The following is a 24128-nucleotide window of genomic DNA, read 5'->3' on the forward strand; positions in this document are numbered from 1 at the left end:
ACACAAATTGCTTGTTGTCAGATGATGTTCGAGCCAACACCAAACCCGACGGCGTGCGATGAACTTCTGCGATCATATCAAGTATAAAATGTGCATCCTCATGGCGGCGCTATCCGTCCTACTGATCACACCGTTCAGTGGCCGGGCAGACTTTCGCGAGGAGATGGCGACGCAACTGCTCCATCTGTTCAATTCCGCCCGCTCAAATCCCGCCGGCGTCGCCGCCACCATCGGCGTGTCCGCCGACGAACTGGCCTTGATTCGGCCCGGGCTCGCCCCTTCCCTCGATCATGGCTTGCCTCCGCTCGAGGCCGAGACTGTCCTCGGAGAGACAGCTCGCCGGCACACCGCCCACATGCTGGCCACCAACCATTTCGCCTACGATGACCCCGACGGCCTGCCCCTGGCCGAGCGGCTGCGCCGACAAGGTTATTTTGCCCGGCTCACCGGGGAAGGTATTGGACTGGTTGGGTTTTTCAACTTCATAGACCCGCAACAGGCGGTGGGTCAAATTTTTGACAGCCTTCTCCGGCGAGAGCTCGACCCGTCCCGGAGCGCACAGCTGACATTTTTACAGCCGGCATTCCAGCATGTCGGCATCGCGTTCGACTCAGGGCCCATGATGCTCAATGGCTTGAATTACAACGTGTACATGGTGACATGTTACTTCGGGCAGCCTTTGGTTTTCGAGAAAAGCGAAATGCGCCAAATGTCCCGCCAGCTCACGGCCATGATCAACCAGTTCCGCGCCGACCCGGCGGGAGTGGTCCAGTCGCTGGGCCTGGATGCAGCAAGCTTTTTTGCCGAATCCGCCTTCCCGCCGGATGATTTCCTTTATGCCGCCGCGCCGCCGCTCGTTTCCAACGCCGTGCTCGAACTGGTTGCCGGCCGGCTGGCCGACGAAACAGGGGGCGTTCCCCATGAATATTTGGCGCCGAATCCGGAACACATTGCGCAGCAGCTTTCGGAAGCCGGGTACATCCCGGTCCAAAGCGCATATACCCTTTCCATGGCCGCCCTCTCCGACATCGGCGATGGACGGCAAGCCCTGGACACGCTTTTCACGGATCTGGTCCTGGGGGAAATGGCATATTACAGAACCCTCGGCACACTGAAACTGCTTGACGAACGGGTCAAGGACATCGGCGTCGCCATTGCGGCGAGTGTGCACGATCCTTGGACCGGCGGCAGAAGCGGCGACATTTCGGCAACGGTGCTGTTAGGCGTGACACCCAACTCCGATGTAGACTATATCGTCGGCTCCGTTTATATAGACAAAGATCATAACTGGCTCCACAACCTCGGCGAGGGGTTGGCGGGAATAAGAGTCACACTCGCCTCGACCGCGGAAGACGAACATCACGATGCGGCCTTCCGCGAAACCGTGACCAACGATGCGGGGACCTTTGCCATCCCCGTCGATCAATCGGGGGCTCACGAGGTACGTTTGTACATCCCCGGTGATGAACCCGTCGACTATTGGGTGCAAACCGAAGGGGCAAATGTGCTTCTGGACCATTCCCTGCTGCCTCGATGATACCGTCGGGGATGCAAGGAGGAAGGCCGAAATGCCTTGCGCATGCCAGGGGATTGGCCTTACGCCGACCAAACGCCGAAGGCGTTCCGCCGGAACCGGAAGCACTGCTATGTTTCATGTCAACAGGCGTATGTGAAAGGGGGGATGCATAAAAACGAAAGCGGTTTGATCTTATTTTATGTGATGTGCAAGCTCGGCAATTTCATTTTAACCCACGAATAAAGAGGAAACAGTATGAAACGATTTACATTGATTGCCTTGGCCGCAATGCTGATTGTCACCATGGCTGCGGGGGCCGCCCTCGCCGATTCCTACAACGTCACCGCCAACTTCGGTATCCGCGTGACGGAACAGGGCACCTCCGAGCGCGTCGGCGCCATTACACTCCAGGGCGCAACAGCTGCCGATCTGTTCGAAGCTGGCCCACCCGAGCAAGCTATTGTCGGGGAACTGCTCGGCGGCGCCACCATCAGCCGCACCTTCGCCGCCTCCTACGATTACGGTGGAACCCTGATCGAAGAATGGACCCCGACCGCTGGCGACCGTTATGGCGACGCAACTCTGGCGGCCGACTACTATGTCGTCGCCATCGCGGGCCAGGATTTCTTCTCCATCCAGATCAACGTTGACTCGGTAGCCGACGAAACGGTGGTGCTCGGGCACGACGATGCCAGCGCCCTGTGCTTCAACATCGCCGGCACCCAGTACACCGCCAGTGACCCCAACCGCCAGTTGGTGCTGGTCAGCTATGCGGACAACCTGTTCAACACCTACTCCGGCGACATTTATGTCGCCACCGTTAAAGCCCGCTCCATTGCCTTCGACCTTTGCGGCAAGGCCCTGCCCTATGACATCATCACTGTCTCCGGACTCGGACAGGGTGAGGATTGCGGCATCGGGTTCGGCGAAGAGTGCATCTTCCGGTTCACCGACAATGCTTCCGGCGCCCTGAACGGCCCCTACCGATTCGTCATCGGAAAGACCACCGGCGCCAAAGCAGGGGTTGGCTTCGAGGCGATCTACATCGAAAAATTGGAAGCCGGATCCTGGGTGAACATCAATGGCCTTGGCGTGGCCGCGACCGTGACCAACCGCCGCAACCGTTTGGGCGAGGCCGACCTGACAATGGATCCGGCCGAAACTTCTGAAATCACGGTTACTTCCACCCTGACCGGCCCGGGCTCCTATCGGATCGTCGCCGCTTATGAATATGACACCTGCGTGCCCATTACGCCGGGCGTCTGGACGATCGACATTTTCGCAAACCTGATTCCCTGCGGTTCCAGCTTCAGCGCAATCGACTGGGATGCCATGGAGTTCTTCGATCCGGCCGGCACCCCCATGGCCGCCGTATTCCCCTATGCCGCGGCTACCGCGGGCGGCGCCTGGTTCAACGGCCTGGTGTTCACCAACCCGCTGTCCACACCGGTGACCATCGACGTGCAGATTGTCGAAGCCGACGGCGACATGTACATCGGCCAGGTTACCGTTCCGGGCAACGAGATGGTCGTGGGCACGGTGGCGGACGTGGTCAACCCCGTCCTGGCCCCGAGCCACACCGACGCGGAATTCGGCGACGAGTCCTACGCCATTTACGCCGGCTCCGAGAGCGGCGCCTTCTACGGCTTCCTGTTCATCGGCAACGGCACCATGGCCCAGGGCTATCTGCCTATTCTGACCAGCGGCGGCCACATGCTGCCATAACCACAGTCGGTCCGATTGACGACTGATACCAGAACCCCCCACCGGCCGGGCGCTTCCCCCTTGCGGGCGGCCCCGGCCGGCAAAAGATCCAAAGCAGTTCCGGTTTACCGAAAGAGGGGCCCGGCGGCCCCTCTTTTCCATTCAGTTTGCCCGAATCAGCCAAGTAACAGGAATTGAACATGCACGATCCGACCCTCCAACGGTTTCCCCGGGAAATCGCCGCTTATCTTCGGCGCACGGCCCTGCTCGCGTTGCTCGCCCTTGCATTCGTTGCCGGACCTGTTCCGGCCATGGCCGGAGACGCCGCCCCATCCCAGCGACTGCGCATCCTCGTAACCGGGAACCTGCAGGGAACCCTGCTGCCCACCTGGCACTGCACCGGCGAAAGCATCGGCGGCCTGCCCCGGCGGATGAGTTTTGTGCACTTCTTGCGGCAGGAATCGGCTGAGGAGGCTGTGCCGCTGCTGTTGATCGACAACGGCGCCTTCTTCGGCCGGGAATCTGAATTCCAGCTCTTTTATGCCGAATTCTACGCGGCCGTCTTCAACCGCATGGGGTACGATGTAATCAATTTGGGAGCGCCTGAGCTCACACAAGGCGATGCCGTGATAGACCGCATGGTCCAACCCGCCGGCTTTTCGCTGATCGGTGGAAATGTGCGGCGCAAGGCGGCCGACACACCCTGGCGGCCCTACATGGTCAAGACCATTGGCGGCGTGCGCGTCGCCATGATCGGAATGGTCGGGCCCGACCGCCTTGCCGCCTCCGGTGGGGTGGAATCGGGCCCTCCGCACCAGGCCCTGCGGACCTTGATCGAGGAAATCGGGGATCAGGCCGACCTGGTGATCCTGATGGCCCAGATGACCCCCTTTCAGGCCGCGGCCCTTACCGAGGACATCCCCGGTGTCGACATCACCGTGACGGGATTCTCCAGCGATCCTTTCCACGACGAAACCCCGGCGGGTATGCTGCTGATGAGCCCTGGCAGCAATGGACAGTTCGTCGGCGTGTTGGATGTGGAAGTGGACCTTGGCCGTAAAAACGGCACAGCGCCGCGGGCGGACGTGACCTTTTTCGCCCTGGATGAATCGCTTCCCGACGATCCGTCGTTTTTCGATATGACGCAGGCCCTCAACGACCAGATCGACAACGCCCGCGCCGAGGCCTATGCGCTGCGCAAGATCATCGGACAGCAGAAAGCTTCCAGCATGGTGGAGGAGACCCGCAACATGTCACCGGAAGAGTTTCTCAAAAACTATGACCACCGTTTGAACCGAAAGCAGGAACAATGAAACTGCATGCATCGCAAATGGCCGGCCTGCTGGCGCTGCTTCTGCTTGCCGGATGCGCCCATTGGGGCGAACAGGATCCGCACGCCGAATTGCTGAAAAGTGTCACGGCCCATTGGCAGTACAAGCAGGAGAAGCAGTGGGACAAGGCCTATAACGCTTTCTGCAAGGATGTCCGCGAGCAGCAGTCCCGGACCCAATACATCCAGGGCGCCAACCTGGACACATCGGCCTTTCGCATCGAGGAGGTCGTGCTGACCGAGGATGGAAAAGCCGGTGAAGTCACAGTGGTTTTCGACGCGGTGGTGCAAGGATTCACGCTCAAAGGTATCCAACTCAAGGAGCAGTGGCGGTACGAGAATGATGGTTGGTGCCTGGCGCCGTCCGGAACGCTCAAGGATCTGTTCAGCCGTTGACCCGTTGAAGCATCGGAAGTCCTTCAGGACCCGATTCTTAGAACAAGGAGGGAGCATGGGCCAGATGACCGGCCTTCGGACCGTTCCGCCGCGCACGGTCGCCTGCGTCTTGCTGATTTTGGCGGCCCTGCTGCTGGTTCCCCTTGGGCAGCCCGCGTCAGCGCAGGAAACCGCCCCGCCCAAGCCGATGCGGAGAGTGGTGGTTGTGGCCACGAACGACTTGCGCGGCCAGCTGCTGCCGTGCGCGTACTGCGGCGATATCACCTTTGGCGGTCTTCCCCGACGGGCCGCATTTCTGCAAACCCTTCGCGCGAGTGCAGGGGAGACGCTCGCTCCGATGCCTTTCATCCTGATTGAAAACGGCGACCTCCTTGCGCCCGGCCAGGAGTTTCCGGATCTCCATGCGGAATTGCTTGTTTCGGCGCTCAACCGGATGGGTTACGATCTTTTCAGCATTGGCGCGGTGGATCTTCGGGGAGGGCCCAACCATTTGCGCAAGCTGGCGGATATGGCGGAATTTCCCTTGCTCGGCGCAAATGTGAATCCGCAAGTGGCGGACTCGCAACTGCAGCCCCTTGCATTCAAAACCATGGATGGCGTGCGGGTGGCCTTCATCGGTTGGATCGACCCCGAATCGATCATCAGAACCGCTTCAAGTCCGACACTTCCTGATGGCGCCGCCCTTCAGGAGCTGGTTGCCGAGGCACGCACCGAGGCAGACATCGTTATACTTTCGGCCCACATGCGGCTTTCCCGGATAAAAGCGTTGCTGCGCGTCGTTCCCGGCATTGATCTCGCGATTCTCTCGCATCACCGGCAGACCTACCATGGTCGCATCGAGGGCGGTCCCCTGGTCATTAGCCCGGGCTGGAAAGGCGAAAAGGTGGCGGTCATACAACTGTCCTGGGACCCTGCGTCTAAGCGCGTCGCCGCCATGGACTACGCATTGCACACCCTCGACCGAACGATTGCCGACGACCCCGGCATGCTCCAAACGATATCCGCTTTCAACGCAGAACTTGACGGCGCGCGGCAGGGGGAGAAGACGCGCCAAGCGATGGTCAAAGATATGGTGGAAAACGCGCGCCACATGTCTCCGGAAGAGTTTTTCAGAGCCTATGGGCTGTCATTGGACAACACTCCGCCAATGCAGCGCTGAAGGGAAACGAAAGAGCCATCGGAGAGGTGGAAGACAGCATCATGCAACATCCGTATACCCATCAAGTGAACGTCGTCCGATCAGCAACGGGAATCGCCCGCACGCTAGCGGGCCTGGCCATGATTCTGACGGCAATCCTGCTTTGCCCGGCAGATAGCGCACGCGCGGAGCTTCCGGCCGCATGGCACACCTTCGAAACGTGGCAGGTCAGGGCGTCATACCGGCAGTCCGACGGCAGCTGGTCCGCTCCGGTGACATGGCGATTCGCCATTTTCTCCGAGGACACCGACGGCTTTATCGTGGATGTCGATGGGGGAGGGGGCAGCCGGGCCCGTCTGTTTTTTGAAAGGCCGTCCGGCCAGCTTCGGCGCATTGGCCTCACCGACAACATCAGGGGCGAAACGGTGTATCGCGATGTGGTGATTGAAAGCAACGCACCGATCTACCCGCTTTTTTCAGCGATACCTTACCATTTTCCCCTTCTCGCCCCGGAAGATGCCAACGGCACTTTCCAATTGCAGCGCTATCTCAATGGGCGACGCTTGACCGCAGAAACGATCAGCCAGTCCCGTTCCGATGTCCAACCCGCGTCGCTGCTGGAAACCGTTCCGGAGGCAGCGCGGGCCGATATCGCGCCCTTCTTGTCGCCGCCGATTGTCGGCACGATGTATCGGATCGAAAAGGCCGGTGAAATGCTATTCACCCAATATTGGGTTCCCCGCTTGCCTTGGGCGCTGTACACCGAAAGCCCATCGTGCCGGGCCTGGCTGGCAAGGGGGGCGCAGTGATCAACAAAGTACTCGTCTGGTCGATTTTCGCTTGGATCTCGATGGTTGCCACCACTTTGGCCGGGTACGACGCGGCCTCCGTTCCGGCGAACCGGATTCCCTGGTCCGGCTATTGGTGGCCGAAGAACCAGGGCGGCCTGGTCAACGGCTATTCGGACCATCCCGCGCCTTTGAAAAAGTACGATGCCTATGTGGAAGGTTTTTATCCGGGCATGGCGATGGAAACCGGCCGGGCCACCGAATATGATCCCACCGCGCCCGCATGGCACGGGTTGTGCGATGCCTGGGCGGCGGCATCCATTCTGGAACCGGAGGCTGTCCGGGCCGGCACCCTGAACGGAATTCCCTTTGCCGTGGGAGACAAGAAGGGCCTGCTGACCTCCTATTACCGCAACAACTACTCCGCCGTGGTGTATGGCAGCCGTTATACCGGCCCCGGTCAGGACCATGCGGATATCCACCCGGGCGGCATCGGCGGCTTCCACCAGACTTTGATCAACTACATCGGCATCCAGGGGCTGCCGATCGTGATGGACATGGATCCGGGCGTGGAGGTGTGGAGCTACCCGGTTTACCGATACGAGATGACATGGGTCGACAGCGGCAACACCCGGCATGTCACCTGCACCGTCTGGATGGCGGACAACAGCGTCGCGCCGGATTTCACGGGCACCCTGTCACGCAGCGAAACCTACACCTACCTGCTGGACATCGACGCCTCCGGGGCGCTACTGGATAGCCGCGGGCAATGGACAGGGGACAGCGTGAGCAATCACCCGGACTTCATGTGGTTTCCCACATCGGTCGGAGGCAATCACCCCTACCTCGATCGCAACACCGTGCGGGCCATCGTCGACAGCCACCCGGACGGCAGCGATGACCGCTTCGAACCCAACACGACCATGCAGACAGCCTACCCGATAACGGATGGCATCAAAGGCCGCTTTTTCTGGGGCAACGCCCGGAACGAGGATTGGTACCGCGTGGTATTGGGTAAAGGCGACGATTTCTATACTTTCATGCTTTCCCCGGCGAACGATCTGGATATTCGCCTCTTCGACGCCGACGGCACTGAGGTGGGATCATCGATCCCCAATGGCGTTCGGCATACCAATGTCGGCGCGGATGGTGACTATTACATAAGGGTGATCCCCGGCGCAACCTTGGGCGCATTCTACAATATCAGCTTTTTCAGCTCGCCGTCCGACCTGATTCCCCACCTGGCCACGGCTGGCGGATGGGAAACCAACCTTACCCTCATTGGGCGGGAACAGCACAATAACAGCGCACGGCTCAACCTGTTCGGCCCGGACCGGGCCCTCATCGGCCACAGCGACCTCCAGGTGCCGGAAAACGCCCGCGTGCATGCGAACCTCGGCACTGTTGTGGACGGCAGCGAGGCATCATCCGCCAGGACCGCCAAGATCCTCCATCTGGATGCCGATTCCCCCCACAGGGGTTTTTTCAGCTATACAATGGGGAATCAAAGGACAAGCATCCCCTTGGGCGGGACACCGTCCCGCGGGCTTGTGGTTCCGCGAACCCTTCACGAAGGCCCGTGGTACACCGGACTGGCGGTGATGAACACCCACCCCCAAAACCAGACGACAGTCAGGATGGCGGCATTGAACGATGCGGGGCGTATTTTGGCCGAAAGCGCCTTCATCCTGGCGCCCGGTCAACATTTCGCCGCCCCGCTGGAGGTATTCGGCTCCATACCTGAGGACACCACCTGGGCTTCCTTGACATCCGAGCAACCCCTGGAAGGATTCGTGCTGTGGGGGTTCTACGGTCCCGACGGACAAGCCGGATTGGCAGGAGTGCCGCTCCTGCGTAACCAGCTCACGGGGCGGACCCTCTATCTTCCCCATCTGGCCACCTATGATGGTTGGACCACCGAGGCCGCCATCGTCAATAACAACAACGCACCGGCAGCCGTTGTGGTGACCGGATACAGCGCCCGGGGAACCCCCGGGGCCACGCGCACCTTCACCATCGCGCCCCAAGGCGTCTGGCGGGGATCGGTTCAAGCGCTGGTAGGCGAACAGTGGAACCCCGGACTGGCCTGGGCCAGAATCGAGGCCGACCAGGAAGTAGGCGGCTACCAGCTCTTTGTCGGTGACAATAGCGGACTGGCCGCAATGCCGCTGATGACGGAGCACGATGCAAAAACCGAATTGAGTATCAAATATGTGCCCGAACTGAGCCGGGATTGGCTGGGCCTGGCCCTGCTGAACCCAGCCGGCCGGAAAACGGATATCTGGGCGATTCCCTATGATGCGCTCGGCAATCAACTGAACAACGGCAATTTTCTCTGGTACAATATACCTAATGGACTTGCCGGCCTGAACAATACCGTTGACGTGATTGAAAACATCTTCCATGGCATTCCTACGGAAACCCATACGCTGCGTTTGTTCAGCGAACAGCCCATCCTTGGGCTGGGCATTTTCGGAGAAGTTCTCGAAAATCGCGTGGATGTGCTTTATCTGGACTGATGCGTCTCCTTTTGACACGCCATAGCACCCCTATCCACCAACCGCCGCACCGTCGGCGATCTCCGGAGCAACACGCTTAACCGCCATGCTCGACGCCCTTTTCCATTCGCCTCATGCCTTCGATACGCCGGAACGGCTGACCGATGTCTCCTCATGGCACGGCCACCTGCCCTTTGCGCTGTTTTCCATCTCTTTTTTCAAGCCCCGCGTGTTCGTGGAGCTCGGCACCCACAAGGGAGATTCGTATTGCGCCTTCTGCCAAGCGGTCAAGACCCTGGACCTGCCGACCCGCTGTTTTGCCGTGGACACCTGGCAGGGGGACGCCCAGTCCGGCCATTACGGCCCCGGGGTGTTCGACGAGCTGGCGCAATACAACACCGTCCGTTATGCCGATTTTTCAGAGCTGTTGCGGATGACGTTCGATGAAGCACTGCACCGGTTCGCGGATGGCACGGTGGACCTGTTGCACATTGACGGTCTGCACACCTATGCGGCGGTGCGCCATGATTTCGATGCCTGGCTGCCGAAAATGAGTCCCGCCGGCGTGGTGCTGCTTCACGACACCCATGTCACCCAGGACGATTTCGGTGTGTGGCGGCTGTGGAAAGAGTTATCGGAGCGCTATCCATCTTTCTGCTTCCAGCACAGCAGCGGCCTGGGTGTGCTGGCCGTCGGCCAGCACCAGCCCCCCGGCACCGAGATCCTGTTCCACCTATCGCCGCCGGCGGCCCAATGGGTCCGACACCTGTTCCGGTGCCTCGGCGAACGGGTCACACTTTGCCGACGAACGGAAGAGCTCAAAAACCGCCTGCATGCAGTTGACTGGGAGCTCGGGACAACCCGAACCTACGCGCGCGACCTGGAGGAGCGGGTGGAGGAAATCGCCGCGAACGACGCCCGGCGGGGTCGCTACATACAAGGGCTTGAGGAGCGGCTCGATCATCTCGCCGGCCTTTACGAGGAAAGGGGACGTTGGATCGAGGTGTTGGAACAGCGCCTAGCGGAACCCTTATCCGCGCGCTTGATGCGCATGGCGCGCGCCGACATCGCCCGGCTCAGGGCCAGGTTGCGGGGGGCGGTTTGATCCCCGCGCCCGCTGAAACAGTCGCTTCCGACATGCGCTTCGGGGCCATCGTCCGCACCCAGGGCAATCGTCCCGAGCTGTTGGTCGAAGCGTTGGAGTCGCTGCGCTGCCAGCGGCCGGCCTGCACAGCGGTGGTCACGGTGCATGCCAGCCCGGAGGTGTTCGAATCCGTGCAGACGCTCTGCAGCCGGGTGGACCTGCCGATGCAACTGCTTCATGCGGCGGAAGTGCGGCGCCGAAGGGGATACCCGCTCAATGTGGGATTGGCCTGGTGCTATGAGAACGGGGGCTTCGACGCACTGTTCTTCCTCGATGACGATGATATCGTCTACCCCATGTTCACCCGCTGCATGGCCCAGGCCTTCAGCGCCACCGGCGCCGATGTGGTTTACGCGGCCAGCAACAAGCGCCGGCTGCCCGATGCACCGGAAGCGGGTTACCGCCCCATGCACTTCTCGCGCCTTGTGGTGGAAAATTTCATCCCCATCAACAGTTATGCCGTCCGCTGCACGCGCCTGACGCAGACACGACCGCTGTTCGATGAAACTTTGGACTACACCGAGGATTGGAGCTTTCTTTTAAATCTGCTGGCATTGGGCTTCCGCTTCGAGCCGCTGGGCATCACCCTTTCGGAATTTCGCATCACTTCGGACGGCAATACGGCCGTCAAGCGCAACCCCAAGGCATGGGAACGGGATGCGCTCAGAATCCGCGAGCAGATAGAACGCACCATGTTCCCGCTGGCCGGCGACGCGTTGGTCCGGATGGCGCTGCACCTCAACGCCGATGGGACAGCGCGCCATGGCATGCCGGCATGCGGCAACGCCGACGCCGACCCGCGAGCTTTGCTGCTGTGGGGCCGTCTGCGCAAAGCTTGGCACCAGTTGCCGTTTCCAGCTCGGCGGATCATCGTCCGACTGTATCAGCGCCTGTCCGGCGAAAAAGAGGCGAGCTGAACCGCCATGGCCTTCGATGGCATATCCATTCTTCTTCCGTCCTTTTGCCCCAGATCAAGCGGTGTCTGGATCGAGCGTTTTCACAGAGCAGCCGCCTCCGTCCTCTCACAGGCAACCGATCTACCCATGGAGCTGCTGGTCATCGATGACGGCAGCGCGGTCCCCATTGCCTCCCACCCTAAGCTGGCGGACCTTTTCGCTGACCCGCGCGTCACCCTCATCCGTCTCGAACGCAACAACGGCCTCGTTTTCGGCCTGAACACCGGTCTCAACCTTGCCCGCCATGAGCTTATCGCCCGTATCGACAGCGATGACGCATGGCGGCCCGGCAAGCTGACCAGGCAGTTGGCCCTTTTCGGGGCGGATCCGGACCTGACCATTTCCGGCACCGGCATGCGACTCGTGCACACCAGCGGCAACGAGATGGATGTGGATCTCATCCGGCCGGGCAGCTGGGAAGGCGTATTGAAATTCACCGCCTCCGTAGGCTGCCCTTTCCCCCACGGCAGCATCCTGGCCAGGCGTGATCTGTTTTGGCTGCTGGGAGGCTATTCCCACGACCCGGCAACGGCCCATTGCGAGGACTTCGCGTTGTGGGCCCTGTGGCTGCGCTTTTTCAAAGTCGCCATGGTGGAAGAGGTGCTCTACGACTACACGGTGTCCGACCAGGCGATCAGCGCCGTGCATGCCCCTCGGCAACGCGCGGCTTCCGGAACGGTCCATGCCGCTTTTCTGGCAACCGACTGGGAGGCGATCCCGGAGATTCTGCACCGATTGGCCGACTACTTGGGGCTCTCGCTTTTAGAGACCGGCCGGGCTTGTTTCACGGCATGGCGGTTTGGCGACCCCATTGTGGCGGACCCGGAAATCGTCTCCGATCTGCATCGATTGATGCCCGACAGACAGGTGATCGCGACGGAATCGGCCAGACGCCATCTGGGAGGCCGCTTTTTCTACCTCTCGAAACGGCCCGAGGCCATGCCGCCCGGTAGCCGACGCATCGCCGGCATCACATCCGCGCGGAACCTTACATGAGCGAGAATCCACTGGAGAGCATCGTGCGCGCGGTATTGCGACGGCTTTATCATCGAAGAGTGTCGCAGGGTGACCATTCTCACCCCGACCCGCTGGACCGGGCATGGGGGACGCTTATGGCCCGCACCGGCGTTGACCGCGTTTTTGCCTGGCAGAATCAGCGGGACACCCTTGCCATCCTGGACCGGTTTCCCGAAGTCCTGCCCGCGGACATCGCCGAGCCTGAACGCCCCTTGATCCCCCCGGAATTGAGATCGGAATGGATGCGGGAATTCATGGCCCTGGCCGAGAGGACCCAGCGGCGGCAACCCCGGGCGACTCCCATGCAACCCGCTTTCACGGTGGCCATACCTTTTTATGGACACCTGGGTTTTCTGCAAGCGTGCCTGTCCTCCGTCGCGCGTGCCATGAAAAAAACACCGCAGGTACCCCTGGAGATTGTGCTGGTTAACGATGATCCGGCTGTGGGGCTCAAGCAGCTGGCCGTTGCGGTCCCCTCTCCATTGCGGCGCCATGCGCGGATTTTCCAGAATCCGGCCAACCTGGGCATCTGCGCCACCCTGAACAAGGCGGTGAGAGAAGCCCGGTACCCATGGATCGTGCACCTGGACTGCGACGATCTACTGCCAGCGAACTGCCTGCGTGTGCTGCAACGTCGCATCCGCCAATACCCGCGTGCCCGCTACATCAGCACGCGCATGCTGGACATCGATGCGCAGGGGCGCCTGCTGAGGGCGCGTCTGCGGGATGAGCGCCCCAGCCACCTGATAATGCGGGGAATGGTGGCCGGCCATCTGAAAGTGATCCGCAGGGACCTATTCGACGACATCGGACCATATCAGCAACGGTATGCGGGATGTCAAGATTATGAATTCGCCCTGCGTGCCAGTCTTGTCGAGCCGCTGCTCTTCGTCCCGGACTATCTGTACGCCTACCGGTGGCATGGCCGCACCCAATCGGTGGCTCAGGCGCGGCGGCAGGATCGGATTGCTGGTGCGATCATCGACACCTATTTGTTGGCAGGTCGCATGCTCACATCAAGGCGCCCGCCCAGGCCATTGCAATTTCAGGGTCCGGAAAGCGAAACATGGCAGCGACGTTTCCCACTGCATCGCAATTATGCAGTGGCACCCATCGAACTATTCACGCAGCGCCCCTGCACCACCTTGAATCAAACCCTGTTGGCTGTTGCAGTAGCTCAGCACGTGATCACGCACCGTGATGCCGACATCATTTCGCCGCTGCGATTCTGATTGTAGGTAAAGCAGCTGCAATGAAAATCGTATTATGCCGGGGTTGTGCGAATTATGAAATAAAGGCGCTGTCTGCAAATCTACAAATTTCAAGGTTTCCGGAACGTTAGCGCCAAGTGACGAATCCAACAGTAAAAACCGCACAAAAAGTTTCCCCAGCGACCATGATCGGGCTTTCGGGCAACCAGCATGGTGTCGTGCCACTGGTCGCTGCCATCCTCATAGCCAAGATCATTCCATTGAGTGCTTGCCTCCACCACTTCTAAACAGGCGAAGGCCGCCGCCGCCCGCATGCCATCGGGAAAAAAACGCCAGCAGTCCTTGGGATACCGATGTTCGGGTCCGGCGGATGGGGCTAAAATACAACATAGACCGCTGGGTTTAAGTACCCGGGTAATCTCCAGCATAGTAATCCAGAAATAGTCGATATGCTCAAAAGCCTGCCCTGAAATTACGACATCCGCCGATCGTGAAGGAATGGTACGAAACCTATAGGGATGGCGCAAAACAATGTCCACGTTCTTTCCCGGTGCCATATCCACCCCACGATATCGCCAAAGCGAGTTGGCGAAGATTCCCTTATAGCTGCCATTAACATCCTGGCTTCCGACATCGTAGATGAGAAGTGGCAAGTGAAAATGTTGCCCGAGATATCGATCGCGGAATATGGTCATCTTGTCGTAGGAGCTCCGATGCATCAGACTTCTACATCTGCAGTGTTGGCAGATGCCCTCCTCCGCAGCAACCAAGCATCCGGCCAATATGTCAACGACTTGATCGCATGTTCCTGACCGAACAACGCCTCGGGTGGCTCGATAACAAAATCTTCATTGGTTCGCACAAAATCACGTGCCGCGACAGCAGGATTGTCGTGAAGCCATTTTGGAGAACCAATAGGGGTGTCGCCCAAGCGCTCCATGATGCCGTCGGCGGCGACAATATAAGAGCCTACCGATACCATGTCGGCATAGGCATTCAGTTCTCGCAAAACATGGCTTTTAGAATGATCGCTGTCCAGGAAGAAGAAGGTTTTTTCATGCCTGCCGATCAGCTGCCGAACCAAGCGAACCGTTTCCGGAGCCACGGAATCGGATTCAATCAGGGTAATCATGTCCCCGTATGGGCTTTGCGCAATAGCGTCACGGACATTTGGCGGAATTTCGATATCGATAGCAATGACCCGTCCCTTACCAATCAAACGGCACAAGGAAGCAAAAAAGACCGCACTGCCACCCTGATTGACACCTGTTTCCACAATTACGTCCGGCCCTAAACGGAAAAGCACTTCCTGCAGACGCAAAAGATCCTCCGAAAGCTGGAGTAGGGGAAAGCCATGCCAGGAGAGGGATCGCCATGCCAATTGATTCCACTGTACCTTGATCCATATTTCCGTCAAAGCTTCAATGCCAGCCTTGGAATACAAGGGGATGAGCTCAATGCTGCCGTTTCTATCGAATTCGATGGTCTTCATTTCGGTATCGATGCGAATATTCATGCAACCTGAATCCTGATATCTTTCATGGGAACTCCTATGAGGCCGAAGCAAACCGCACTACTGTGTACTTTGAAAATGATCGCTTCGTGAATCAAGTGGTGTTGAATGTGCACATTTTGGGAACCTTCCGCCGTTGATGCCGTTATCGCATAGTCACCTGGAGGCATCAAGGGCATTCGAAAAGCAAAGTGGGCATGGTAATCTTTACCTGCCGGCACATGCAGAGGATTATCCAGGGTCATCAGGTAGGTATTGTCGGCGAATATGGCCTGGCCGAGCCTATCTTTCACCATGAAACCAATGATAGCTCCCTTTAACGCCTCCCGCGCCTTGCAGTAAATCTTCAAGATGACCATTTCGCCGCCAACAACCCATGATAATGCCTTTTCGTGCTGATCGGTCAACTGAACACAGGTCACCATCGCTCCACCCTTACCGAACTGTTCCGCATCCGGTCTAAAAGTGAAAAGCTGGATGTCGTTTCGCAAAGGCGAACTGTTTATAAAATCCTGGCGCATGTCCCGCGGCCATTCTGGATCCTCGAACACCGGGGCCAGCATATCAGTGGAATGATCGACGCTATCGCCTTGCTGAAGCGCATAGCATGCTTCGAGATATTTTGCCACGACATCCTTTGGGACTCCCTGCCTCAAAATTCGTCCCTTGTCCAACCATATTGCGGTGCGGCACAGGTTGGTGACACTGCCGGTGTCGTGGCTGACGAAAATGATCGTGCCCGTTTCCATGAAGCGCCTCAAGAAACGCATGCACTTTTGCACGAAAAAAGCGTCGCCCACGGCAAGCGCTTCGTCGATGACCAGTATGTCGGCATCCACGTGGGCGATGACGGCAAAGGCCAGGCGGACATACATCCCGCTGGAATAAGTTTTAACCGGCTGGTCGATGAATTCTCCAATATCGGCGAAAGCGGCGATGGCATCGAAACGGGCATCGATGGCCGCCTTGTCCAGCCCCAGCAGGGCGGCATTCATGTACACGTTTTCGCGGCCGCTGAAATCGGGATTGAACCCGGAGCCCAGCTCCAGCAAGGCGGCTACGCGACCGTTGGTCTCCACGGTCCCGGCGGTGGGGGTCAGGGTGCCGCAGATGATCTGCAGCAAGGTGGACTTGCCGGCGCCGTTGCGGCCGATGATCCCCACCGTTTCGCCGCGCCGCACCTCGAAGGAGATGTCCTTCAAGGCCCAAAACTCTTCGTGGTAGGCCTTCGGCGGCCGGCCGACCAGTCGCTGAAGGCGGGGCAGGACAAACTGCTTGAGCCGATCCCGGGGCGTTTTGTAAATTTGATACCCCTTGTCCAGGTTTTCGACCCGTATGGCGACCGGTTCAGAGCACATCGGCGAATCCTTTGCGCGTTTTCTGAAACCAGGCGAATCCGGCCCAGGCCGCTGCGACCGCAACGGCACTATAGAGCAAAAGCCCGCGCCAGTGAGGAAGCTCTCCCCAGATGAGCACCGCGCGGGCCTGTTCGATCACAAAAGTCAAAGGGTTGAGCAGCAACCAGGGGCGGAAGGCTTCCGGCAAAGCCGAAACGGGATAAAAGATGGGCGAAACGAACAGCATGATGGTGGTGACGATCCCGATGATTTGCCCCACATCCCGCAGGTAGACACCCAAGGAGGCCAACACCCAGGCAAAGCCAAGGGTGGCGACGACGATGGGCAGCAGCACCAGCGGGCACAGCACCGCAGTCCAGGACACCGCACCGTTTACCAGCAACACCGCCAATAAAAGTACGATCAAACTGACCAGCCCTTGAAAAAGGGCCGTGCCGATGGCCACCACAGGAAGTATTTCCAGTGGAAACAACACTTTTTTTACGAAATTGACGTTTTGCAAAATAAGATAGGGCGCACGGTTGGCGGTTTCGGCGAAGAGATTGTAGATGATCAAGCCGGCAAAGAGCACGAGAGCGAACTGCAACCGGCTTTCCTCCGTCCCCACTCCCCAGCGGGCCTTGAAAACGACCGAAAACACAAAAGTGTAAACCGCGAGCATCAGCAGAGGATGAAAAAAGGACCATGCCAATCCCAATATGGAGCCGCGATAGCGGCCGATCACTTCCCGCCGTATCATTCGCAGAATCAGGGCGCGGTGCCCCCAAAGAGAGGCGGCGAGAGCGGCAAAGGAAGCGGAATGGTTCCGATCAAAGGTCATGGCATTGTAAACCGGTGCGGTCACATGGGTTGGTTGTTGGATGATGCAAGGGAGTTTCGGTTTCCGCGCGCTTGCTTCGAATGGGTCGGGGGCATCCTGAATCTTTCCGGTGTCGCACTTGGTACGCGTGGCCCGTTCCGAGTGCGGGGCGGGCAAAGCCAATGCGACCTTGCCGTATTTGAACATCATGAACATCAGGTGTTTAGCCGACTGGAAGCCACCATGTCAAGGAATGATTGGCATCAGCAGGCATAAACGAAACCATCGCCGACCGATTCCGCATCGGAAAAATCCACATCCGATATTCATAATGAATGAAGGGGGCCTCTTGGAAAAGAGGCCCTTTTTTTTGTGCCCTGTGGATTTGCCCGCCGCCCTTTTCGGAAAGACTTGCGTTGTGGCGCAGGGCATATCAGAATGTACCCGAACGCCTGCGCTAAACGGTCGCCTTGTAGGCGTGTGGCAGTCGGATGGCAATTGGCGCCGGACGCCGCCCATTGATGCCCGGCACAGGGAAAAGCTGAACGGTCAACCAGGTGCGCAACGACCGGCACACCCAGTGATCGCGTCCAACAAACGGCCGCAGGACGGAAACTGCAGCGGCCGACTTTTTGCGGAGTTGTGAACCGCCATGCCCCGGGTCGTCCGCTACACCCTCAAACAGACCGTTCTGATCAATGTACTGTTCGTGATCCTGGTGGTGGCCGGGGTGTTCAGCCTGTTGACCACCCCCACGGAAAACATGCCCCTGGTGGATATGGGCCGGGTGTTCGTGCACACGGTCTACTACGGGGCCTCGGCCGAGGATGTGGAGCAGCTGGTCACGCGCAAGATCGAGGACGCCCTGGAGGACCTGGAGAGCGTCGAGTACGTCCAGTCCCACTCCTACCGCAACTTCTCCTCGGTGCAAGTCAAGTTCCTCGACGACACCGATTACCGCTATCTGTACGACGAGCTGCGCTTTCTGGTGCTCAACATCAAGGACGAGCTGCCCCGGGGGGCCGAGGAGCCCACTTTCATCTGGCTGGACACCGACATCTGGAAGCCGGTGATCGAGGTGCACGTGGGCGGCGATCTGTCGTTGCGCGGGTTGGAACGCTATGCCGAGGAGCTGCGGGTGCAGCTGCTGGCCGTGCCCGATGTGCGGGACGTGGCGATCCGCGGGTCGGTGACCGAGGAGTTTCACCTGGCCCTGGACCCGGAGCGGCTGCGGCGCTTCGGGGTTACCTTCATGGAGGTGGTGCGGGCGGTGGAGAGCGCCGGCACCAAGATCCCCACGGGGCGCTTTCGCACCGGCGACACGGCCTTCATGCTGGACACCGGCCGCCGCCTGGAGCGCCGGCAGCAGGTGCTGGAGGTGGTGGTGCGCCGCGACGGCGACGGCAATTTCATCCGGGTGGGCGACCTGGCCGCCTCGGCCCGGCTGCATCACCGGGACCCCATCACCATCGCCTCGGTCAACGGCCACAGCGCCATCCGCATGGTGGTGACCAAGGAGCGGCAGGGCAACGCGGTGACCATCAGCGGGCAGGTCAAGACGGCGGCCCAGCGCTTCGGCGAGCGCCACGCCGACGAGGGGATCTCGGTGGTGTTCACCAACGACTCCACCATCGAGATCAACGACGCCCTGCGCACCCTGGGCGGCAACCTGCTGCTGGGCATGGCCCTGGTGATCCTGGTGCTGTGGCTCACCCTGGGGTTCCGCAACGCCATGATCACGGCCGTCGGCATCCCCTTCTCCTTTCTGTGCGCCCTGGCCATCATGAAGTTCACCGGGCTGACCATCAACACCATCAGCCTCTTCTCCTTCGTGCTGGTCACCGGCATCATCGTGGACGACGCCGTGATCATCGTGGAGAACACCTTCCGTCACATGCAGATGGGCAAGAACCGGCGGCAGGCCATCATCGACGGCACCGCGGAAGTGATGCTGCCGGTGATCAGCGCGGCCCTGACCACCTTGCTGGCCTTTCTGCCCATGCTGATCATGACCGGCCACATCGGCGATTTCTTCGCCATCATCCCCAAGACGGTGGCCTTCGCCCTGATCGCCTCCTTGCTCGAGGCCCTGTTCATCCTGCCCATCCACGTGTGGGACTGGGGCCCGCGGCAACCGTCGACGGCGCGGCAGATCAACGACAAGGCCACGCCCTTCGCCCATCTGCAAAGCGGCGTTTTCGGCCTGGTGTGGCGTGTCTACCGCCGGCTGCTGCTCTGGGTGTTGGACCACAAGCTGCCGGCCCTGCTGGGCATGAACCTGCTGCTGGCGGCGGCCGTGGCCATTCTGCTGCTCTCCATGCTGGGCATCGCGCCCCTGATCCAGGTCAAATTCTTCCCGGGCAACTACTTCCGCTACCATGTCACCTTGCAGACCGCCGCCGGCACCTCCCTGGAGCGCACCGACGAGATGGTGCGCGAGACCAGCCGCTTCATTCTCTCCCTGGGCCCCGGCCAGGCCGAGTCGGCGGCCGGCATGGCCGGTTATTACGAAGACCAGGATTACGTGCGCCACAACGGCCCCAATTACGGCCAGGTGGTGGTGACCCTGCCCGAGGTGCGGCAGCGCGATTTTCCAGGCATCCCCGGCAACGACCCCATTCGTTACCTTCCCGAGGTGCGCCGCAAGATCGCAGACCACGTGGCCGCCACCTACGGCGACGATCCGGCCAACCCCCGGGTGCAGGTGTTCGAGGAGGTGGACGGCCCGCCCACGGGCAAGGCGGTCAATGTGCGCATCCAGGGCCCCGCCATGGAAGAGGCCCTGGCCGCCGCCGACCACCTGCTGGCGCGCATGCGCGACGATGCGGCCCTGAGCGACCTGGTGGACCTGGGCGACGACCGCCCCTCGCAGCACCGCACGGTGCGCTTCGAACCGCGCCAGGAGGCGGTCTATGAATACAACCTATCGGTGGATCGGGTGACCGCCCTGGTGGCCGGGGTGCTCAACGGCTGGTACGCCGGGGTGTACCGCACCATCGACGAGGAGGTGGACATGGTGGTGCGCCTGGCGCGCCACGACGACCCGGTGGGCGGCGCCAACGGCCTGGCCACACCCCTGGACGCCCTGGCCGTGCCGGTGATCGACCACAGCGCGGCGCCCATCTACCTGCGCGACCTGGTCAACGCCCGCTACGCGCGCGAACCCAACGTGCGCTCCCGCTACCAGGGGCGCCCCACGGTGACGGTCAGCGCCGACATCCGCGCCGGCGCCAACCTCTCGGCGGCAGCGGCGCGCAACCGGATCCAGGCCCACTGGCAATCGGCCGCCGACACCATGCCGGGCGTGGTGCTCACCTTCGGCGGCGAGTTCGAATCGACCCTCAAGTCCTACACCTCCCTGGCAACGGCCTTCGCCATCGCCATCCTGGGCATCTACATGGTGCTCTCCTCCCAGTTCCGGGACTACCTGCAACCGCTGATCATCCTGGCGGCGGTGCCCTTCTCCCTGATCGGCGTCTCCTTCGGCATCTTCTTCACCCGGGGCATCTTCACCATCGCCAGCTTCATCGCCACGGTCGGGCTGTCGGGCGTAGCGGTCAACAACACCATCCTGCTCCTCGATTTCATGAACAAGCGCTACCGCGACGGCAAGGACCTGCGCCCGGCCATCCTGGAATCGTGCGCCGCCCGCATGCGGCCGGTCCTGATCACCACCGTGACCACCCTGCTGGGCCTCCTGCCCATGGCCATCGGCATTCCCTCCAAGTCCCTCACCTGGGCCCCCATGGCCACCGCCTTCGTCACCGGCCTGAGCAGCGCAACGGTGCTGGCGCTGTTGATCACGCCGGTGAATTATGAGTTGTTGGAGGGGTGGCGGGCGAAGTTGCGGCGGCGGCGGATCGGGAAGTTGAGAAGGAAGGGAGCGTTTTAAGTGTTAAGTGTTAAGTTTTAAGTTTTAAGTTTTAAGTTAAGGAATTCTGTCGGTTAGATAGGGTGAGGGGTGCGGATGGGGGAGGCGATTTGGTCTGGATTCGACGGCTGTCCGCACTGTTCAACCGTTGGGTGGTTGGAATGGGGTTGAACAGTGGCCCAAGTCTGAATATCATACACTATTGGAGGTCCTGAATCGGAACGCGCCGAAGGAGCGAAATGGCACCGCCCGTTCGTGCGTAATAGCCGCAAGGACCGGCGAATGGAATAAACAAGGGTGCCGCACCACAGCGACACAGTTCGGCAACCCAACAACAACCCCACACAACCACCAAACCTAAAATCGACGGAACACCTTAACTTAACACTTAAAACTTAACACTTAAAACTATCTTTTCTCCAAGGAGCCCCCATGCCCACCACCAACACCCCAAATTCCGATACCACCACCCCAAATTCCGATACCACCACCCCAATCGCCACAGACAACGCCCCCCGCGCCATCGGGCCTTACGCCCAGGGACGGATCGGCGGCGGACTGGTTTACGTCAGCGGCCAACTGGGCTTCGATCCGGCCAGCGGCGATTTCGTCGGCGGCGACTTCGCCAGCCAGGCGCGCCAGGCCCTGGAAAATATGAAAGCCGTGCTGGATGCGGCCGGCTGCCGGCTCAGCGACGTGATCGCCGTGGATGTTTTCCTGATCGACATGGGCAACTTCGTGGAGTTCAACCGCATCTACCAGGCTTTTTTCGGCGAACACAAGCCGGCCCGGGCCGTGGTGGCGGTCCACGCCCTGCCCAAGAACGGCCGCGTGGAGGTCAAGTGCGTGGCAGTGCAACCGTCCGGGGCCAAATGAAAGCAACGAGGGGACGCCCTTTATATTTTTATATTTCTGCCCGAAAAGCGGCAGAAATATAAAAATATAAAGAACGTCCCCTTTTTACTACTCTTGACCCCTTACATGGAAATGGACCCTTCCCGGAAATCGGTGGGGCCCAGCCACACATTGATCAGCACCGGCATGCCTTTGCGGGCGAATTCGCGGGCTTGCGCCAGGGCGGGGTCGATTTCTTCCCGGGTGCGCACCAGCAGGCCCTTGGCACCGAAGCCTCGGGCCACGATGTGGTAGTCGCTGCGGCGCAGGGTGGTGGCCACATCGTCTTCTAGAAGTTTCACCTGGTCCCGGGCGATTTGGGCCCAGGCGGCGTCGTTGCCCACAACGGCGATGATGGGCAGGCCGTGGCGCACGAAGGTGTCCATCTCCTGCAGGCTGTAACCGGCGGCGCCGTCACCGTAGAGCAGCCAGACTTCTTCGCCGGGGCGCACCAGTTGGGCGCCCGCGGCAAAGCCGGCCCCCACGCCGAGGGTGCCGAAGGGGCCGGGGTCGAGCCAGCGCAACGGGCCCCGCGGGCGCAGCACATAGGCGGCGGTGGCCACGAAATCGCCGCCGTCGGCCACCAGGGTGGCGCGCTCATCCAGAAAGTTTTCCAGCCGGTTGAAAAAGGCGATGGGGTTGACCCCTTGGGCCGCGGGGCGGTCGGCCAAGGCGGCGATCTCATCTTCCCGCTCCTGGTCGGCGCGGCGCAAGGTCGCCGTCCATTCGGACCAGGGGGCCGCAATGTCTTCCAGCGGCCGCTCTTCGGACAAGACGCATAGAAAGTCGCCGGGGTCGGCGTGCAGCGCCAGGGTCGGCCGGCGATTGAGGGTCAGGGCCGCCTTGTCCCGGTTGGCGGCGATCAGGGTGGCGGCGGATGGAATGGCGCGACCGTAATTCAGGCGGAAGTCGCAGGGCATTCCGGCCAGCAGCACCAGGTCGGCGGCCGCCAGGGCCTTTTTTCGGTGGTGGCGCATCTGCAAGGGATGATCGACGCCCAACAGGCCCCGGGCCATGCCGGTCAGATAGACCGGCGCGCCGATGCGCGTGACCGCGTCGGCCAGGCGGCGGGTGCTTTCGGGTTGCAGCAGGGCCTGGCTGCCCACGATCAGCACGGGACGGCGGGCGGCGCCCAACAGGCGGGCCGCCTTGTCCACCTTGGCGGCCGGCAGCTCGGGGGCTTCGACCGGTTCGAGCAGCGGGGGCATGTCGTCGAAATCGCATACGAACATGCGGTCCAGATGGCGTTGCAGGTAGAATTGAAACAGCTTGCTCTTGAGCCCCTTGGTCTCGGCCGCGCCGTCGCGGGCACCGCCGTACCAGCGGCGCACCTCCGTTTCGGCGTAAAGCAGGTCGATGGGACACTCCACAAAGACCGGTCCCGGCACATCGGAACGGGCCACGCGGAAAGCGTGGGCCAGCACCGGCACGATGTCGCAGTTGCGGTTGATGGTGAGGGCCACCTTGACGATGGATTTGACCAGGCCGATCTGGTCGATGTCCTGCAGCGAGCCGCGTCCCTTGATGATGGTGGCCGCCGCCCCGCCCAGCAGCACAAGGGGGCTTTGGGCCATCTGGGCGTTCTTGAGGGCCGTCAGGGCGTTGGTCACCCCCGGCCCGGCGGTCACCGCCGCCACCCCGGGTCGGCCGGTCAGCCGCGCCAGCGCATCGGCCGCAAAGACTGCGCCGGCTTCGCCGCGCATGTCGATCACCCGGATGCCGCGGGCCTTGGCGCCCACCAGGATGGGGGAGATGTGCCCGCCGCAGAGGGTGAACAGATGGCGCACGCCGTGGCTTTGCAATACGTCCGCGATGATGTGCCCGCCGTGGGTTTCCATGATGCCTCCCGCAGATGGATCAAATGGCTTAAGATGGAAGGTTACCGGGCGATTGTCAATGGCCCGTCCCAATCGGCCTTTGCCCATGTATTTGGTGGTTTGCCCCCAAACCGATTCATGGTATGTAGCAAAAACGTGACGTTGATTCAGTTTTTGG

Annotated in this window: 18 protein-coding genes; 13 read left to right on the plus strand and 5 right to left on the minus strand. The window is 60.7% G+C overall.

Going from position 1 to position 24128, the window contains the following annotated elements; translation table 11 throughout:
- Positions 1–58 precede the first annotated feature (58 nt).
- From MRX98_RS02270 to MRX98_RS02320, 11 genes are all read left to right on the plus strand, one after another.
- The gene (locus tag MRX98_RS02270) at positions 59–1537 is read left to right on the plus strand and encodes a CAP domain-containing protein (protein WP_246902657.1); all 1479 of its coding nucleotides are present in this window, start codon (positions 59–61) and stop codon (positions 1535–1537) included.
- Between the two features lie 234 nt (positions 1538–1771).
- The gene (locus MRX98_RS02275; protein ID WP_246902658.1) at positions 1772–3241 is read left to right on the plus strand and encodes a hypothetical protein; all 1470 of its coding nucleotides are present in this window, start codon (positions 1772–1774) and stop codon (positions 3239–3241) included.
- Positions 3242–3420: 179 nt separating this feature from the next.
- On the plus strand, positions 3421–4533 hold the full coding sequence (locus MRX98_RS02280) for a bifunctional UDP-sugar hydrolase/5'-nucleotidase (protein ID WP_246902660.1): 1113 nt from the start codon (positions 3421–3423) through the stop codon (positions 4531–4533).
- Positions 4530–4946, plus strand: a complete 417-nt coding sequence (locus MRX98_RS02285) for a hypothetical protein (RefSeq protein WP_246902662.1) — start codon at positions 4530–4532, stop codon at positions 4944–4946. Before MRX98_RS02280 ends, MRX98_RS02285 begins: the two co-directional genes overlap by 4 nt.
- A gap of 55 nt (positions 4947–5001) precedes the next feature.
- On the plus strand, positions 5002–6105 hold the full coding sequence (locus tag MRX98_RS02290) for a bifunctional UDP-sugar hydrolase/5'-nucleotidase (RefSeq protein WP_246902664.1): 1104 nt from the start codon (positions 5002–5004) through the stop codon (positions 6103–6105).
- 26 nt (positions 6106–6131) lie between these two features.
- Positions 6132–6893 (plus strand): hypothetical protein, encoded by a 762-nt coding sequence (locus tag MRX98_RS02295; protein ID WP_246902666.1) that lies wholly within the window; start codon positions 6132–6134, stop codon positions 6891–6893.
- Entirely contained in the window at positions 6890–9391 is a 2502-nt protein-coding gene (locus tag MRX98_RS02300; protein ID WP_246902668.1) for a hypothetical protein, read from the plus strand. The genes MRX98_RS02295 and MRX98_RS02300 overlap by 4 nt, the downstream gene beginning before the upstream one ends.
- A gap of 85 nt (positions 9392–9476) precedes the next feature.
- Positions 9477–10475 carry a class I SAM-dependent methyltransferase gene (locus tag MRX98_RS02305; RefSeq protein WP_246902670.1) on the plus strand — a complete coding sequence of 333 codons (999 nt, stop codon included), beginning with the start codon at positions 9477–9479 and terminating at the stop codon, positions 10473–10475.
- The gene (locus MRX98_RS02310; protein WP_246902672.1) at positions 10472–11431 is read left to right on the plus strand and encodes a glycosyltransferase family protein; all 960 of its coding nucleotides are present in this window, start codon (positions 10472–10474) and stop codon (positions 11429–11431) included. Before MRX98_RS02305 ends, MRX98_RS02310 begins: the two co-directional genes overlap by 4 nt.
- A 6-nt stretch (positions 11432–11437) precedes the next feature.
- The gene (locus tag MRX98_RS02315; RefSeq protein WP_281432155.1) at positions 11438–12466 is read left to right on the plus strand and encodes a glycosyltransferase; all 1029 of its coding nucleotides are present in this window, start codon (positions 11438–11440) and stop codon (positions 12464–12466) included.
- Entirely contained in the window at positions 12463–13719 is a 1257-nt protein-coding gene (locus MRX98_RS02320) for a glycosyltransferase family 2 protein (RefSeq protein WP_246902676.1), read from the plus strand. The genes MRX98_RS02315 and MRX98_RS02320 overlap by 4 nt, the downstream gene beginning before the upstream one ends.
- A gap of 89 nt (positions 13720–13808) precedes the next feature.
- Here MRX98_RS02320 and MRX98_RS02325 read toward each other — a convergent pair whose 3' ends face one another.
- From MRX98_RS02325 to MRX98_RS02340, 4 genes are read right to left on the minus strand one after another with little or no spacing between them, the layout of a single operon-like run.
- Complete coding sequence (locus MRX98_RS02325) at positions 13809–14393, minus strand: methyltransferase domain-containing protein (protein WP_246902678.1); 585 nt, start codon at positions 14391–14393, stop codon at positions 13809–13811.
- Positions 14394–14416: 23 nt separating this feature from the next.
- Entirely contained in the window at positions 14417–15214 is a 798-nt protein-coding gene (locus MRX98_RS02330; RefSeq protein WP_246902680.1) for a CmcI family methyltransferase, read from the minus strand.
- Positions 15211–16569, minus strand: coding sequence for an ABC transporter ATP-binding protein (locus tag MRX98_RS02335; RefSeq protein ID WP_246902681.1), 1359 nt, complete (start codon positions 16567–16569; stop codon positions 15211–15213). The genes MRX98_RS02330 and MRX98_RS02335 overlap by 4 nt, the downstream gene beginning before the upstream one ends.
- Positions 16559–17389, minus strand: a complete 831-nt coding sequence (locus MRX98_RS02340; protein ID WP_246902683.1) for an ABC transporter permease — start codon at positions 17387–17389, stop codon at positions 16559–16561. The genes MRX98_RS02335 and MRX98_RS02340 overlap by 11 nt, the downstream gene beginning before the upstream one ends.
- 631 nt (positions 17390–18020) lie before the next feature.
- On the opposite strand from MRX98_RS02340, the gene MRX98_RS02345 reads away from it, so the two are divergent.
- Entirely contained in the window at positions 18021–21260 is a 3240-nt protein-coding gene (locus MRX98_RS02345) for an efflux RND transporter permease subunit (RefSeq protein ID WP_246902685.1), read from the plus strand.
- A gap of 411 nt (positions 21261–21671) precedes the next feature.
- Complete coding sequence (locus tag MRX98_RS02350) at positions 21672–22115, plus strand: Rid family detoxifying hydrolase (protein ID WP_246902687.1); 444 nt, start codon at positions 21672–21674, stop codon at positions 22113–22115.
- A 101-nt stretch (positions 22116–22216) separates the two neighbouring features.
- On the opposite strand, the gene MRX98_RS02355 is transcribed toward MRX98_RS02350, so the two are convergent.
- Complete coding sequence (locus tag MRX98_RS02355; protein WP_246902688.1) at positions 22217–23971, minus strand: thiamine pyrophosphate-binding protein; 1755 nt, start codon at positions 23969–23971, stop codon at positions 22217–22219.
- Positions 23972–24128: the final 157 nt, after the last annotated feature.

The sequence above is a fragment of the Desulfatitalea alkaliphila genome (assembly GCF_022968795.1).
In the GTDB taxonomy this organism is placed as follows: domain Bacteria; phylum Desulfobacterota; class Desulfobacteria; order Desulfobacterales; family Desulfosarcinaceae; genus Desulfatitalea; species Desulfatitalea alkaliphila.